Origin of the sequence: Emticicia sp. BO119, assembly GCF_013912375.1 — a bacterium.
In the GTDB taxonomy this organism is placed as follows: domain Bacteria; phylum Bacteroidota; class Bacteroidia; order Cytophagales; family Spirosomataceae; genus Emticicia.
In genome coordinates, this window is record NZ_JACETV010000005.1 from 162674 (window position 1) to 177419 (window position 14746).

Consider the following 14746-nt stretch of genomic DNA (forward strand, 5'->3'; position numbering starts at 1 on the left):
GACAACAATCGGGCTTGCTTAGGTATAGGGGTCTTTGATCGAGCAGTAAGTTAGTATTTTTTATTTAAAAATTGGTATTATTCTCATAAGTAATTTTACTTTTCTTTCTCTGAAAACGCTTAACGATTTTCCTGAGTAAAAACACAAATAACAATACGCACAGAATGGCAATAAAAACCGGAATCCAGAGTGTCAATGCAGAGAAAATAATGGAAATAAAGTTTTCGATAGTAGCTACTATAGAATTGCCAAACCCACCCGTAAACTTGGTAGAGGCTAATCGCAATAATCCGGTACCAGCCTGAATGGTTCCGGCCATGCCGCCCCCGGCTACTATACCAAGCGTCCATTTCAATTCAGGAGAATCAATTTTAAGAAAAGAGGTTGTCAGGATAGTACCCGCCACAACCGAAGCCGGCATCGCAATAGTATCCAACAAATTATCAACCACAGGAATATAATAGGCAAGGATTTCGGCTATGGTAGCCGCACCTAAGATATAAGTTGCAGCCGGACTACCCAGCCACTCAAAGCCTTGAGAAAAATCAAGTACCCCGAATCGTGTAGCTAAATTACCTATCAGCATCGGCACAAAAATACGAAAGCCCGAACAGGCACTTAAAGCAATACCCACACAAAGGCTGATAAGTAATTCTTGCATAAATTGAACGGATAATGATTGTTCAATTTATGCAAAAAAAAATGCACATTGGATTAATCCATTGAATAAATTCGTCAGACCTTCACTATAATGGCTAAAGGATCAAGAGATACCATTGCGTCGACACATAGAAGATTTTGGCTTAAGCCAAGTAAGATTAAGTCATAGTAATCCTCCAGCTAAAGCTGGGGGCAATTAAAAATCAATAGCCCCCATTTTTAAATGGGGGTAAACAAAACAAATGTCCTAATTGGCTTTAGCCAAAACTTGGGTCCAAATCATTCGATTCTACACTGTAATGAGAAAGTCATTTACTACGCCGTCTCAGATACCTGCTTTTTTGGCCCTAATTTATGCTTCACAATCACATTTACCCGATACACCAGCCATATACACAAAAGGATAATCACAATTGAAATAACACCCAATGTCGGATAATGCTCTAACGGACTATAACGGTCTTTTTGCACAATAATAAGCCCTGCCACAATAGAAGCAATACCTCCTGCAATTTGTTGTAAGGATGAATTAATACTCATAAAACCTCCTCTATCCTGCATTTCTGGTATGGCAGTCATCAAAGAAGTTGCTGGAATCATTCTTGACATGATACCTGCAAACAGCAATACGTTCAGGATCAATATAATCCAGATGGGCATAGGTGTCATATTAGTATAAACGGCCGTCATGATTACTGCCCATATTGAACCGAAGGCAAATACCTTAAATTTATCAAACTTATCGCTCAACCGACCTACTATTGGCATGATAACTATCGATGAAAGACCCGTAACCATAAATACCATCGGCAATTGCTCTTGCGTAATCTTGAGATTGTTGATAGCAAAAGCACTCCCAAAAGGCATCATCAGAAATCCCCCTACCGACAATAAGGCCGTTCCGGCAAAGGCTACCTGATAGTTTCTGGTGGCTAATACATGGCGGAAATGCTCAAAAACATTTCTTTCGGTTTTTAATTCTAAATGTTTAGTGACAGGTTTTAGTCCTTGCATAACCGCCAGAGCAATGATAATGCTCAGCCCTACAATCATAATAAAAGGTGCATGCCAACCCCAGATATTGGCCAGATACAACCCTATCGGAATACCTAATACCTGGCTGGCAGCAAAACCCATTTGTAAGGTACCCATTACCCGCCCTCTTTGTTGAATCGGGAAAATATCAGTAACAATTGCCATACCAATTGAACCGATTACGCCACCAAATAATCCTGTAATGACGCGTGCAGCTACCAGAAGCTCATAGGTCGGTGCTAACCCACAAAATAGCGTACCCATAATAAACCCGACATAAAAAAACAATAAAAGTTTTTTGCGGTCATATTTATCAGCAAAGCCTGCCGCCAGTAAGCCCGAAATACCCGCACTGAAAGCATAGCTCGATACAGCAACGCCAAATTGTTTGGGAGTAATATCCAATGATTTCATCAGAATATCTCCCAAAGGCGACATCACCATAAAGTCTAAAACCACTGTAAATTGAGTAACAGCAAGCAGCGCAATCACTAACTTCTGATACCCTGTAAAAGATGTTTTTTCCATTCTATATTTAATCGTTTAATTCTTCACATTCAAACCCCGATTTCTTCACCACCCCTATGAGTTCATCAATACAGATTCCTGCCACAGAGGCACGAAGCACCCCATCGCAATCCTGATAATCGACCGACCATGTGATGATTTGCGGAATCCCATCGAGCTGTAAGGCAAGCTCTTCCTTCATGGTAAGGCTACGCACGTTGGTTTTCAGAATAAATAACTCCATAAACAATAGCTTTTTCGTAAAAATCAGGTTCGTAAAACAATGTGTAGGTAGTTGTCTATATTTTCAGAGCTTTCATCACCACAGCAAATGTCTCCCACATAATTTCCTCTGAAAATCTGAAGGGCTCTCCTGCCAGGCTAATTCCTTCCGTATGAAACCGGATCAGATTATATAAAGGAGCATAAGCTACCGACCAGAAAACCTCACGAGTCATAGGTAGAATCTCTTTATTGGCTATGGCATTGTGTACAAACCTCCCTAATGAATCTATAAATCCTTTATCTAATGTATCAAAAACACGTGTCCGCAATGGCGAATGTTTTAATTGCTCCAGAAGTGCCGCTTTTACCGGGTTTTCTAACCAGTAGTCTGCCCTGTTGCGCCATTGCACCCTCATACCTTCCTCAAAACTCATAGCAGGGTCAAAGTCTTTCAGAAGCGTTGTTGTTAATCGTGTAGCCTCTTCTAACCCCAACTGAACTATTAAATCTTCTTTATCTTTGTAATAAATGTAAAGAGTGGCAGGCGAAACCCTTGCTTCTCTGGCTAATTTCTGCATACTAAAACCATCAAGACCCTCTCTTACAATCATCTCAATGGCCTTTTCTTTTACAAGCAGTTCTTTATGTTCGTCTCTGTATCTCATAAGCAGACACAAATATAAATGAATGTTCGTTCATTTATTGTTAAAAAATGATTAAATTTTATTTTTGAAGTGTCTGATCATCATTCCATAGTCCATATCATGAGCCAGACCCCAAACCGCCTGATGTATCCGCTTGGTCCTGGTTTCAATAGTTTTGGCATTTTCAATCCAGTTGGAGAAATATCTCTGATGGCCAAGCGACAACGAATTAAATTTCTCTAAAGCCTTAGGTTCATCTTCAAGGCATACGAGCAAGTCTTCTGATAATCTGAATTCATTGGTATCCAGTTCTAACGATACCTCAATCATTGCCCCTTCATTCTTTTTAATACCTTTCCGCATTCCGGCATTAACCGGAATGATAAAATCCCCCTCGCCCATCGGTAATAAAGCTACCTGTTCAATCAGATGCGAATCAAGTTTACCCCTTACCCTATAAGACGTCCGGGTATCAGGTTTAATCTGGTTGGCGATATTGGCAGGAACAACAATATACGTCCAGCCGGTTTTTTCGCCTTGTTTTTCAAATCTGTGTATGATAGTCTTAAAAGTAATCATTGTTCTGAACGATTATTTATCTTTATGAGTTTAAAATTAGGAGATTGGCGGAGAATATTTTAACAATAATAGGGGAATTAATTTAGTTTAATTTAAAAAAATCATTCTATCCATAGAGACGTATTGCAATACCTCTCCATTAGTATGTCTAATCTGATAAATGTTATTAGTGAAGGCTAAAACGATAGAAGATTTGTCTTATATTCATAGATCCTTGGTAACGTAGTGCAATACGTCTATAGCAAAACCAAATTGAATGAGCGAACAAAATCCTTCCGGTAAAATTTTCGATTGGGCAGTACTGAAAAGGTTGTTTCAGTTTATACGCCCATATCAGTTTCGTTTTTATACACTTGTATTTGTCATTTTAATCGGAGCAACCCTGGCACCTGCTATTCCGTTACTCATTAAGCAGACCATTGATGGCCCGGTTTCGTCAGGAGACTATTCAGGACTGGCCCGAATGATGTTAATCATGGTTGGTGTACTGGTATTACAGTCGCTTATCCAGTTTGTGAATACTTTTCTGGCTGGTTGGCTGGGGCAGAATATCATTCGTGATATCCGTATCCAACTGTATCAGAAAATTATTCATTTACGCCTGAAATTCTTTGACGATACCCCTATCGGCCGATTGGTGACCCGGACGATTTCGGATATTGAAACTTTAGCCGATGTATTCAGCGAGGGAATTGCCGCTATTGCCGGAGATATTCTGCAATTGGTACTGATTATTACGGTCATGTTTATTACTGACTGGAAACTCTCTTTGATAAGCCTGAGTACTGTACCCCTTATGCTCATCAGTACCTATATTTTCAAAGAAAAGGTTAAGAAATCTTTTAATATTGTTCGTAATGCGGTAGCTAACCTGAACTCCTTTGTACAGGAGCACATTACAGGTATGAGCCTTGTACAGATTTTTAACTCTGAAAAAATTGAGTACAAAAGATTTGTTGATATTAATAAGGAGCATCGGGATGCCAACATTAAGTCTATCATGTATTATTCAGTTTACTATCCGGTGGCAGAGGTCATTGCCGCTTTAGGTACGGGCCTGGTGGTATGGTTTGGTGCAAAACAGATGTTGAATAGTGAGGTGAGTTATGGTACGGTTACGGCCTTTATCATGTTTATCAATATCTTCTTTCGCCCAATCAGAATGCTGGCAGATAGAATGAATACCCTGCAAATGGGGATTGTGAGCACCGACCGTATCATTAAACTATTAGATAGCGACGAATACACCGCCAATGATGGCAGATACACCACCCACCTGAAAGGTGAAGTGGAATTTAAAGAGGTATGGTTTGCTTATAATCAGGAAAACTATGTGCTGAAAGATATTTCATTCAAAGTCAATCAGGGCGAAACCGTCGCTTTTGTAGGAGCAACCGGAGCCGGAAAATCATCTATCATTAATCTCTTATCAAGGTTTTACGAGATAAATAAGGGCGAAATTGACATAGATGGTATAGATATAAAACAATATGATTTAAAACACCTGCGTGAGCAGATTGGCGTTGTGCTGCAAGATGTATTCCTGTTTTCGGATACTATCGAAAACAATATTACTTTAGGAGATACCTCTATTTCAAGAGAAAATATCATTGAGGCAGCCAAATTGGTTGGTGTACATGATTTTATTATGCAGCTACCGAATGGTTATGACTATAATGTACAAGAGCGCGGCGCAACTCTTTCGGTTGGCCAGCGCCAGTTGATTTCGTTTGTGCGGGCTATGGTGCAAGACCCCAAGATTATTATCCTCGATGAAGCCACCTCATCTGTCGATACCGAAACAGAAGAACTCATTCAGAATGCCATCAGCCTATTAATGAAAGGCCGCACAGCCATTGTGATTGCCCACCGCCTGAGCACCATTCAGAAAGCCCACAAGATTATTGTCTTAGACAAAGGCCAGATTATGGAAGAAGGCAACCATGAAGAACTATTGGAAAAAGACGGCTTCTATGCCAATTTGTACCGGATGCAGTATAAGGAAGCGTTGGTGTAGGGAGTTGAGTGATTATATGATAAATTGTGAGTTAGCAGATAATTTTATTGTGGCAATTCCAGAAGATTTAAACAGCCAGGCATTACCAAACTCTTATAAATGGCACAAAAATCAAAAAAGCTCCCAATCGATTTGAGAGCTTTTTTTGATAATTATATATATCGATATAATTATGCCAATTTCACGTTCACGGCGTTCAGACCTCTTTTTCCTTCCTGGATTTCGAAAGTAACTTCGTCATCCTGACGGATTTGATCCTTTAATTCTGAAACATGGACGAAAACCTCTTGGTTTGTTCCATTAACTTTAACAAAACCATAACCTTTGGTTTCGTTGAAAAACTTAACAATTCCTGTAGACATTTGAAAAAATTTGTATTTTGTACTTAAAGTACAAAGGTGCGATTATTAATTGACAAAACCTAACGTATAACTAAATTATTCTTAAAAATAGATAATTCTACCTATTTTTTGTACAATATTTCTACTCAAAATTGAACTATTAACCTTAATTAACATTATTTCAATCTCTCTTAACCTATGTTGAGGAATGTGGTTTCTACTTTTGTTCCGACAAAAAATCAAACCACTTATGAGAAAGCTTTTCATTCTTCTTTTGTTTTCACTACCTGCTTTTGCACAAAAAATCACCATCAAAGGAATTGTTACTGACTCCGCGGCAACTCCCTTACAATATGCAACCGTACTGTTATTAAACCCTAAAGATTCATCATTAGTAAACTTCGGACGCACCAATGATAAAGGCACTTTTGAATTGAAAAACCTTAATCCGACCAACTATCTGTTCAAGATTACTTATGTAGGGCATCAGCCTTTTTATAAACTGATTGTACCCGACGGTGCTACCGGAATAGATTTAGGCACAATCAAGCTACAAGCCATCAGTAAAGAACTGGCCGAGGTAATTGTAAAAGGCGAAAAAGCTCCCGTGAGCATCAAAGGAGATACAGTAGAGTTTAATGCAGGGTCGTTCAGAGTAAAACCCAATGGCGTAGTAGAAGACCTGCTAAAGAAATTACCAGGCGTAGAAGTAGATAAAGACGGAACCGTGAAAGCGCAGGGAGAAACCGTAAGGCGCATTACGGTTGACGGCAAAGAGTTCTTTGGCAGAGACCCCAAAATGGCAACCAAAAACCTGCCCGCCGATGCTATTGATAAAGTGCAGGTCTACGACAAACGCTCTGACCAGGCCGACTTTACAGGCATTGACGACGGACAACGTGAAAAGAATATCAACCTCAAACTGAAAGAAGACCGCAAGAAAGGAGCTTTTGGAAATATTACCGCAGGCGCAGGGCTTGATGAACGCTATGCTGGCAGGTTGAATATTAACCGATTCAATAAAGATAAGCAATTCTCGGTGTTGGCCATGGGTAATAACGTGAATCAACAGGGTTTTTCGATTGATGATTATATGAATTTTTCGGGTGGTCTGATGCGCATGATGGGCGGCGGACAGGTTCGTCTGCAATTCAGCTCTGATAATGACGGAGGTCTGCCATTAAATTTTGGTAATCGCCAGAACGGTTTTGTCAGGAACTGGGCAGGAGGACTTAACTTTAATAATCCTATCAGCAAAAAGACCGAGATAAACGGTAGTTATATGTTTAATAATATCAATCAGGTAATTGACAAAAGTGTAAACCGCCTGAATTTCCTGCCAAACGGCGATAACTATACTGCCCTGCAGAAAACCTCACAGAATACCCTGAATGATAACCACAGGCTCAATTTCACCCTCGACCAGAAGATTGATTCGATGAACTCGCTGAAATGGTCATCTTATATCAATTATAACCATACTAAAGCCAATACACTCAGTAATAGCCAGTCGTTGAACAGCCGCAATATATTAGAAAATGAGGGGAATCGTAATTATGGCGGTAGTAGCGAAGGGCTAAGTGTCAATAGTAACCTACTGTTCCGTCATCGATTCCATAAAAAAGGCAGAACTCTTTCAACCAACCTTAGTTTTCAGATCAATAATACCGATAGCAATGGAGATTTAGCTGCACTGAATAACTATTATACAGACGGGAATCTGACCCGAACCGACAACATCAGGCAGAAAAGCACCCAGAAGTCTGACCGCATAAACTATGGCTTGAATGCCTCTTATACCGAACCATTGGGCAAACGCAAGTATCTGGAAATAAACTATGCCTTGCAGAAAAACGATTATTTGTCTGATGCTTTGGTAAATGATATTAAAGACGGCGTGCCGGTTTATAACAACCAGCTGAGTAATAAGTTTGAGAGTAGTTTTCTCTATAATCGCCTCGGAGCGAATTTCAGATTGGTGCAGAAGAAATACAATTTCTCAACAGGCGTGAGTTTCCAGCATGCCAATCTGAGAGGAAAATTATTGCTGCTGGACACTGATATTTCAAGGACATTCCAGAATGTATTGCCCAATATGCACTTCAACTATGATTTTCAGCAAAGCCAGCATTTGAGATTTGATTATGAAACCAATTTCCAGGAACCAAACATCACACAGTTAGCCCCTATTACTGATAACCGTGACCCGCTGAATATTTATGTGGGGAATCCGAACCTGAAACCGGAATATATTCATCGCCTTGGCTTGAACTATAACTCTTTTAACCAGTTAAACTTCACTAATTTCTTTGCAGCAGCAAATTTAATCTATACTACCAACAAGATTAACAATGCGCAGGAAATAAGCCCGACCTTTGTGCAGACCTCTCAGCCTATCAACGTAAAAGATGATTACCTGTTAAGTGGAAATCTGAACTATGGATTCAGAATCAGACCAATTAAACTGAGAGTCGATTTAGGTGAACGTTTATCGGCAAACAGGGGGATTAATTTTGTAAACAAGCAGGAAAACCGCACCAGGGGCCTGCAAGCCTCTACAAGCCTGAGATTGAGTTATCAGAAAGAAAACTTTGATGCCTCAGTTGAGGGACGTATCATCTATAATCAGACGCACTACTCGGTAAACAAACAGATGAACCAGGAATATTTCAATAATGTATTCTCTACTGATTTAAACTGGACCATCACCAGGAATCTGGTCTTTGCTACTGATTTCGACTATAATGTATATTCAGGCCTTTCCGGAGGTTACAACCAGAAGATACCATTATGGGCAATGTCTGTTTCAACATTCTTTCTGAAAAACAGACGAGGGGAGTTAAAACTATCTGTAAATGACCTGTTGAACCGTAATACAGGCATCACTCGCACAGCACAACTAAACTTTGTGCAAGACGAACGCATTACCACTTTGGGTAGATATTTTCTGTTAAGTTTCACTTATGCACTCAAAGGCATTAATCCGGCACAGAGAGGCGGCGTTAGAATTATTACAAGATAATCAGGTTAAATAAAGGTATTGATAAAACCGATTGTTACTATTTCATATGGTTATCCACAAAAATGACCCATACAATTCAGTCAGTTAAATCAATGTTCAGAAGAAATCATCGACTAATTTCCCTACCTTTGCACAAATTTTTCACCAAAGGGTAAGAGAATTATGGTAGAACCAAATATTGAATTTCTTTACAAGTATTTAAACAATGCTTCTCCTACTGGTTTTGAAGCATCAGGACAACAAATATGGCTCGATTACATAAAGCCATATATTGACACACAACTGGTTGATGTTTATGGTACAGCTGTTGGGGTTATTAATCCAGGTCAACCTTATAAAGTAGTAATTGAAGGGCACTCCGACGAGATTTCGTGGTTTGTGAACTATATTACAGAAGACGGTTACATCTATGTGCGTCGCAATGGTGGTTCCGACCATCAGATTGCCCCCTCTAAAAGAGTGAATATCCACACGCGCAAAGGTATCGTAAAAGGAATTTTTGGCTGGCCTGCCATTCATGTACGTGAATCTGCTACCGAAGAGAGACCAACCCTAAAAAATATCTTTATTGATGTGGGTGCAGCCAAAAAAGCAGAAGTAGAAGAAATGGGTATCCATGTAGGTTGTGTGATTACCTTTGAAGACAGCCTGATGGAACTGAACAATAAATTCTATGTAGGGCGTGCTTTAGACAACCGTATGGGTGGATATATTATTGCAGAAGTAGCCCGTAAACTGAAAGAAAATAATATACAGTTGCCATATACGCTTTATATTGTCAATTCGGTGCAGGAAGAAATCGGGTTGCGTGGAGCTGAAATGATTTCGAGAAGACTGAAACCCGATGTAGCTATCTGTTGTGATGTTACTCACGATACACAATCGCCGATGTATAATAAAAAACTGGATGGAGATATCGCTTGTGGCAGAGGCCCGGTATTGACTTATGGCCCGGCGGTGCAAAACAATCTGTTGAACTTTATGATTGATGTAGCAGCAGAAAAATCTATTCCTTTCCAGAGAGCCGCTGCGAGCCGCTCAACCGGTACAGATACAGATGCATTTGCCTACTCGGCAGAGGGTGTGGCTTCAGCGTTAATCTCATTACCGCAGAAATACATGCATACAACAGTAGAAATGTGCCACAAAGAAGACATTCAGGCTTGTATTGATTTATATTACGAAATTCTGCTCAAATTAGAAGCCGGACAGGATTTCAGCTATATCAAGTAAGAATTAAAATTAAACAACAAAGCCGCTATTTACCTAAATGGCGGCTTTGTTGTTTTTATAAAGATTAATAGATGCTACGCCGCGCCTCTCGCAAAGCCCACAGTTTCACGATACATTTGTGGCGATACATCCGCATTATTCTTAAAAAAACGGCTGAAATAGTATTCATCGTCATAGCCCAAATCGTGTGCAATTTCTTTCACAGACTTATTAGTCAAATACAGTTCCCGCTTTGCCTCAATCACAATTCTTTCAGAAATCAAATCGGTTATCGTTTTATTAAAATGTGTCTTTGTGATTTTCGCAAGGGCTTTTGGGGTAATACTCAGCATATCGGCATAGTCACTTGCCGAATGCTTTGTTTTAAAATGCTGTTCAATATAGTCTTTCAGATTCTGTAAAATAAAGGGTTCTTTTTTATCGGCAAAATCTTGTTGGGCTTTTGGTTGTTGAGCTACTTTCAGCCTTGAAGCCGTTATCAGAAAAATCTTCAGATAAGACACCAACTGCTCATATTGCGCCAGAGCAACCGTCTGCAACTCTGCCTTCATTTGTGTCAGAATCAATTCAAAAGTTTGTCTGGCCGTTTCATCCACTTTTACAAATGGCGGATTATAAATATTATTAAACAAAACGCCATTGCAGGCAACTTCTTGCTGGTGCCTGAAAATACAGAAGAAATCAGGATGGAAATTCAGAACTATCCCTTCTATTTCTTCTTTTTGTGTTATCATAAAAGGCTGATAAGGTGTAAAGCAAAAAACAGTATCTTTCTCAAATTCATATTCCGAAAAATCTACCTTTGCTGTACCATTTCCTTCTTTTACCCAGATAACCGAAAAATAGTTATGCCGTTCAATATGGTCGAAATAGCTGTTTCCGGTAAAAGAAAAGAGTTTAAAAGCAAGATTTCCGTTGATAGGGTCAACCAATGTAAAAGTGTCCTGATTAAGCATTATTTATATTTATCTGTGCTTTGAGTTGTTCAATTTCTGCTTCTAACTGAGCAATGTATTCAAGTTGTGGCTTTATTACTGCCTCTACTTCTCCGGCTGTGTATCTGGGTGTAATATGTTGCGGACAATTCCAATCGAAAGACACCACATGAAAAACAATCATCCGTTCTGCTCTGAACTTATAGTCTTTCAGGTCAAGGCTTTCATAGAGTTCTTCGTTCCCATCCAATTCTACCACTTCTGCCCTGGCAAAAATCTTCAATCTGATTTTGTGTGCATAATCCATCAAAAATAGTGAAACATTCTGATTAGTCTCAAAATTCCCAACCGACACATATTGTTTATTCCCTCCGAAATCAATAAACCCTAAACGCTTCTCATCTAATACTTTCAGAAAGCCCTTCGGCCCGCCTCTGTGCTGAATATAAGGAAAACCGCTTTCGGTGATACTGGCCATATAGAAACTATCTCTCTGCGCTATAAAAGACGCCTCATAGGTGTTTATACCCTCTTTTTTATTCTCACGTTCCTGCCTTGCATAAGCAGCTCTGCTCCCTGCTTCCTCCTGTAAGGCTTTGGCGGCTTCGCCAAAAGCGATTTTCCCGTAGTAACTCATAATTCAATCAGTTTATAGATTTTCCTGTGCCAGCACAGCCTCCCAAAGTGTATCTCCACATTCATCCGGTAAAACGATAGCATCTTCTTCTGCTTTTTCTCTGAACTTCCTCTCAGCCTCTTCAATTGGCAAATCATTTATACTGGCAAAACGTCTGGCCATTAGCCCGTTTTCGTCAAATTCCCACAATTCGTTGCCATAACTTCTATACCATTGTCCGTTGTGGTCGTGCCATTCATATTCAAACCTCACAGCCATGCGGTTTTCCCTGAATCCCCACAATTCTTTCTTCAACGTATAATCCAGTTCCCTCTCCCATTTCTTTTTCAGAAACGTCTTTACTTCTTCTCTCCCATTAATAAAATCTGTGCGGTTGCGCCATTCTGTATCAATCGTATAAGCCAACGACACTTTTTCAGGGTCTCTGGTATTCCAGGCATCTTCCGCCATCTGCACTTTCCGGGTAGCCGTTTCTAAAGTAAATGGTGGCAGCGGGTATCTTTTTTCTGTTTCCATTGTAGTATTTGTTTAATAGCAGGCCAATAAAGACTCGCCTCATCAGCCTGTCATATATCTTATCATAAAGCCGGAGCAACCGGAAAATCAACAGGTATCTGAGTCAGATTATGGGTATAATTCATTGCTGTTTTATCTGATATGAGCAAAATCAAATCTATCAGATTCTCATTGGTATAACCTTGTTCATAGAACCCACTTACCAGTTCTTCATTTGCCTTTCCTTTGCTTCTGGTAATATCGGCTGCCAGTTTCACAAGCGCATTCAGTTTTGGATTTTCGCTTTTTCCTCTTCTCAAATCTAAGATCTGTTCATCAGTAAAGCCATTCATTTTACCTATTGTGGTATGCGCGCTCAAACAGTAGATACATTCATTAACCTGACTTACTATCAGATTAACGGCCTCTTTTTCTCTGTTACTCAACGATGTTTTGGCATTCTGATAAGCAAGAAACTTGGCAAGTCCATTGGTTGAATACGCCATTGTTGCATATAGATTCGGAACAAAGCCTAATGATTTTTTAAGGTTATCAAAAATTTCCTGATTGGTTGTGGTTACTTCTTCTCTGGTTGGTACTGCGAAAGTTTTCATCTTTTTCTTTGATTTAAATTAATAGTTCGTTTTGATGATGCAAAGGTATAGCGGCCCTCATTGCTTTAAAATGGATGATTTCCGCAATGAGATGGACGATTTTCTCTGACAGAGCAAAAGCCTTACTTTCAATCACTAAAAGAACCATTCATCATAAACTTTCCTGTACATTTCCTTCTGACAGTATAATATTGTATTTTCACAGGTACGATTCAAAACCTCCACTATGCAAGTTAAGCACCTTAAATGGCTGATACTCTCATTGGCTCTGCTCAAAATAGCCTTTCATTTGTATTTTTATGATATGCTTGAACCCCACCGCGACGAGCTGCTCTATTTCTCTTTAGGCACGCACCCGGCCGGTGGCTATGCTTCTGTTCCGCCCATGATAGGCATACTGGCGTTTTTATTAATGAAAACCATCGGATTTTCAGCGTTTGCTATTAAAATTCTACCTGCCATAATTGGGGGTGTAATGGTCTGGCTTACAGCAAAAATAACCGAAGAATTGGGTGGCAAATGGTTTGCTCAATTGTTGGCAGCATCGGGCATTTTTATAGCACCTGTTTTTGTCCGTCCTTTTTATCTGTATCAACCGGTAGGTTTCGATATTTTCTTCTGGACACTACTATTCTTTTTTACAATCCGCTTTCTGAATACCCGAAACAACAATTATCTGCTCTATTTAGGCATTGCCGCAGGCTTTGCCATACTTAACAAGCATCTGGTGGTATTGCAATTAGGGTCGTTGGTGATTGCCTTCCTGTTAAGTTCCGAGCGTAAAGTGCTTGCGCAAAAATCTTTCTGGTTTGCCACTGGGCTTTGTATCATTATTGCCTCGCCTAATATAATCTGGCAATTAAGCCACGGGCTTTCGGGTGTCAGGCATTTTAATGCACTAAATAAATACCAGTTGGTCTATCTGAGCCGGATTAATTTTCTGAAAGAACAGCTACTCATGCCTGGTAGCTATATGCTAATCACCTGCGCCGGAGTGCTTGCCTTATTGTTCGCTCAGAAACTGAGCAAATACTCACTTTTAGGCATTACTATCCTACTCATAATCACGGTTTTATTTATAGTTAAAGGTAAAGGATATTACACAGCCGGGGTGTTTCCTCTATCTTTGGCAGCAGGGGCTGTCTGGTGGGAAGATCTTCTGAAACAATGGTATTTCAGAGTGGCATTAATGGGTGTTCTACTCACCTTATCTATCTTTTTACTTCCGATTGGTGTACCAGTATATAAGCCTGAAAAATTAGCCGCCCATTTCAAAAACTTCTCAGAAAAATATGGAATGGACGGGATGCTACGCCACGAAGACGGTAAAATTCATTCTCTACCTCAGGACTATGCCGATATGATAGGTTGGGAAGAATTAGCCAGAATCACGGCTACAGCTTATAATCAGGTGCCTGATAAAAGCCATGTTTTGATTTATGCCGAAAACTACGGGCAAGCCTCAGCTATCAATATTTTAGGCAAAAAATATGGTTTGCCCGAACCCGTCAGCTTTTCGGATAACTATTATTACTGGGCACCACGTAAAATCCCTGCCACAACCGATACTTTCATTTATATAAATGACGAACTGGGCGACGATATCCATAAGCTATTTGCTGATGTACAGTTAGCAGGTAAAATCAGCGACCCGTTAGCACGCGAATATGGCACACAGGTATATCTTTGTCGTAATCCCCGAACTAATTTCAGTGAGTTCTGGTACAAGCGTGTAGCAGGGTTAGAAAGTCCGTTTTAAGGGAATTGAGTGATTTAGTGCATGAGCAATTGAGCGATTATTT

The 14746-nt window shown here is 39.8% G+C and carries 14 protein-coding genes; 4 read left to right on the top strand and 10 right to left on the bottom strand.

Features of this window, described 5'->3' with window-relative positions; all coding sequences use genetic code 11:
* Positions 1–64: 64 nt before the first annotated feature.
* The 5 genes from H1R81_RS17200 to H1R81_RS17220 all read right to left on the bottom strand — a co-directional run bounded on the left by H1R81_RS17200 (position 65) and on the right by H1R81_RS17220 (position 3650).
* Positions 65–661 carry a DUF4126 domain-containing protein gene (locus tag H1R81_RS17200; RefSeq protein ID WP_181841989.1) on the bottom strand — a complete coding sequence of 199 codons (597 nt, stop codon included), beginning with the start codon at positions 659–661 and terminating at the stop codon, positions 65–67.
* A 314-nt stretch (positions 662–975) separates the two neighbouring features.
* A complete protein-coding gene (locus H1R81_RS17205; RefSeq protein ID WP_181841990.1) occupies positions 976–2223 on the bottom strand; it encodes an MFS transporter in 1248 nt (415 codons plus the stop codon).
* Between the two features lie 7 nt (positions 2224–2230).
* Entirely contained in the window at positions 2231–2446 is a 216-nt protein-coding gene (locus H1R81_RS17210; protein ID WP_181841991.1) for a hypothetical protein, read from the bottom strand.
* 55 nt (positions 2447–2501) lie between these two features.
* A complete protein-coding gene (locus H1R81_RS17215) occupies positions 2502–3092 on the bottom strand; it encodes a TetR/AcrR family transcriptional regulator (RefSeq protein ID WP_181841992.1) in 591 nt (196 codons plus the stop codon).
* Between the two features lie 51 nt (positions 3093–3143).
* The gene (locus H1R81_RS17220) at positions 3144–3650 is read right to left on the bottom strand and encodes a YdeI/OmpD-associated family protein (RefSeq protein ID WP_181841993.1); all 507 of its coding nucleotides are present in this window, start codon (positions 3648–3650) and stop codon (positions 3144–3146) included.
* A gap of 256 nt (positions 3651–3906) precedes the next feature.
* On the opposite strand from H1R81_RS17220, the gene H1R81_RS17225 reads away from it, so the two are divergent.
* Positions 3907–5667 carry an ABC transporter ATP-binding protein gene (locus H1R81_RS17225; RefSeq protein ID WP_181841994.1) on the top strand — a complete coding sequence of 587 codons (1761 nt, stop codon included), beginning with the start codon at positions 3907–3909 and terminating at the stop codon, positions 5665–5667.
* A 170-nt stretch (positions 5668–5837) separates the two neighbouring features.
* Here the strand turns inward: H1R81_RS17225 and H1R81_RS17230 are convergent, their stop codons facing one another.
* The gene (locus tag H1R81_RS17230; protein WP_116982241.1) at positions 5838–6029 is read right to left on the bottom strand and encodes a cold-shock protein; all 192 of its coding nucleotides are present in this window, start codon (positions 6027–6029) and stop codon (positions 5838–5840) included.
* Positions 6030–6258: 229 nt separating this feature from the next.
* Here H1R81_RS17230 and H1R81_RS17235 point away from each other — a divergent pair, with 229 nt between their 5' ends.
* Positions 6259–9030, top strand: coding sequence for an outer membrane beta-barrel protein (locus H1R81_RS17235; RefSeq protein ID WP_181841995.1), 2772 nt, complete (start codon positions 6259–6261; stop codon positions 9028–9030).
* Positions 9031–9192: 162 nt separating this feature from the next.
* The gene (locus H1R81_RS17240) at positions 9193–10263 is read left to right on the top strand and encodes a M42 family metallopeptidase (protein WP_181841996.1); all 1071 of its coding nucleotides are present in this window, start codon (positions 9193–9195) and stop codon (positions 10261–10263) included.
* A gap of 74 nt (positions 10264–10337) precedes the next feature.
* Here H1R81_RS17240 and H1R81_RS17245 read toward each other — a convergent pair whose 3' ends face one another.
* From H1R81_RS17245 to H1R81_RS17260, 4 genes are all read right to left on the bottom strand, one after another.
* Positions 10338–11219, bottom strand: coding sequence for an AraC family transcriptional regulator (locus H1R81_RS17245; protein WP_181841997.1), 882 nt, complete (start codon positions 11217–11219; stop codon positions 10338–10340).
* A complete protein-coding gene (locus tag H1R81_RS17250; RefSeq protein WP_181841998.1) occupies positions 11212–11835 on the bottom strand; it encodes a pyridoxamine 5'-phosphate oxidase family protein in 624 nt (207 codons plus the stop codon). The genes H1R81_RS17245 and H1R81_RS17250 overlap by 8 nt, the downstream gene beginning before the upstream one ends.
* A 12-nt stretch (positions 11836–11847) precedes the next feature.
* Positions 11848–12351: a nuclear transport factor 2 family protein gene (locus tag H1R81_RS17255; RefSeq protein WP_181841999.1), complete on the bottom strand. Its 504-nt coding sequence runs from the start codon at positions 12349–12351 to the stop codon at positions 11848–11850.
* A gap of 62 nt (positions 12352–12413) precedes the next feature.
* Positions 12414–12944: a carboxymuconolactone decarboxylase family protein gene (locus tag H1R81_RS17260; protein WP_181842000.1), complete on the bottom strand. Its 531-nt coding sequence runs from the start codon at positions 12942–12944 to the stop codon at positions 12414–12416.
* Positions 12945–13170: 226 nt separating this feature from the next.
* Here H1R81_RS17260 and H1R81_RS17265 point away from each other — a divergent pair, with 226 nt between their 5' ends.
* A complete protein-coding gene (locus H1R81_RS17265; protein ID WP_181842001.1) occupies positions 13171–14703 on the top strand; it encodes a glycosyltransferase family 39 protein in 1533 nt (510 codons plus the stop codon).
* Positions 14704–14746: the final 43 nt, after the last annotated feature.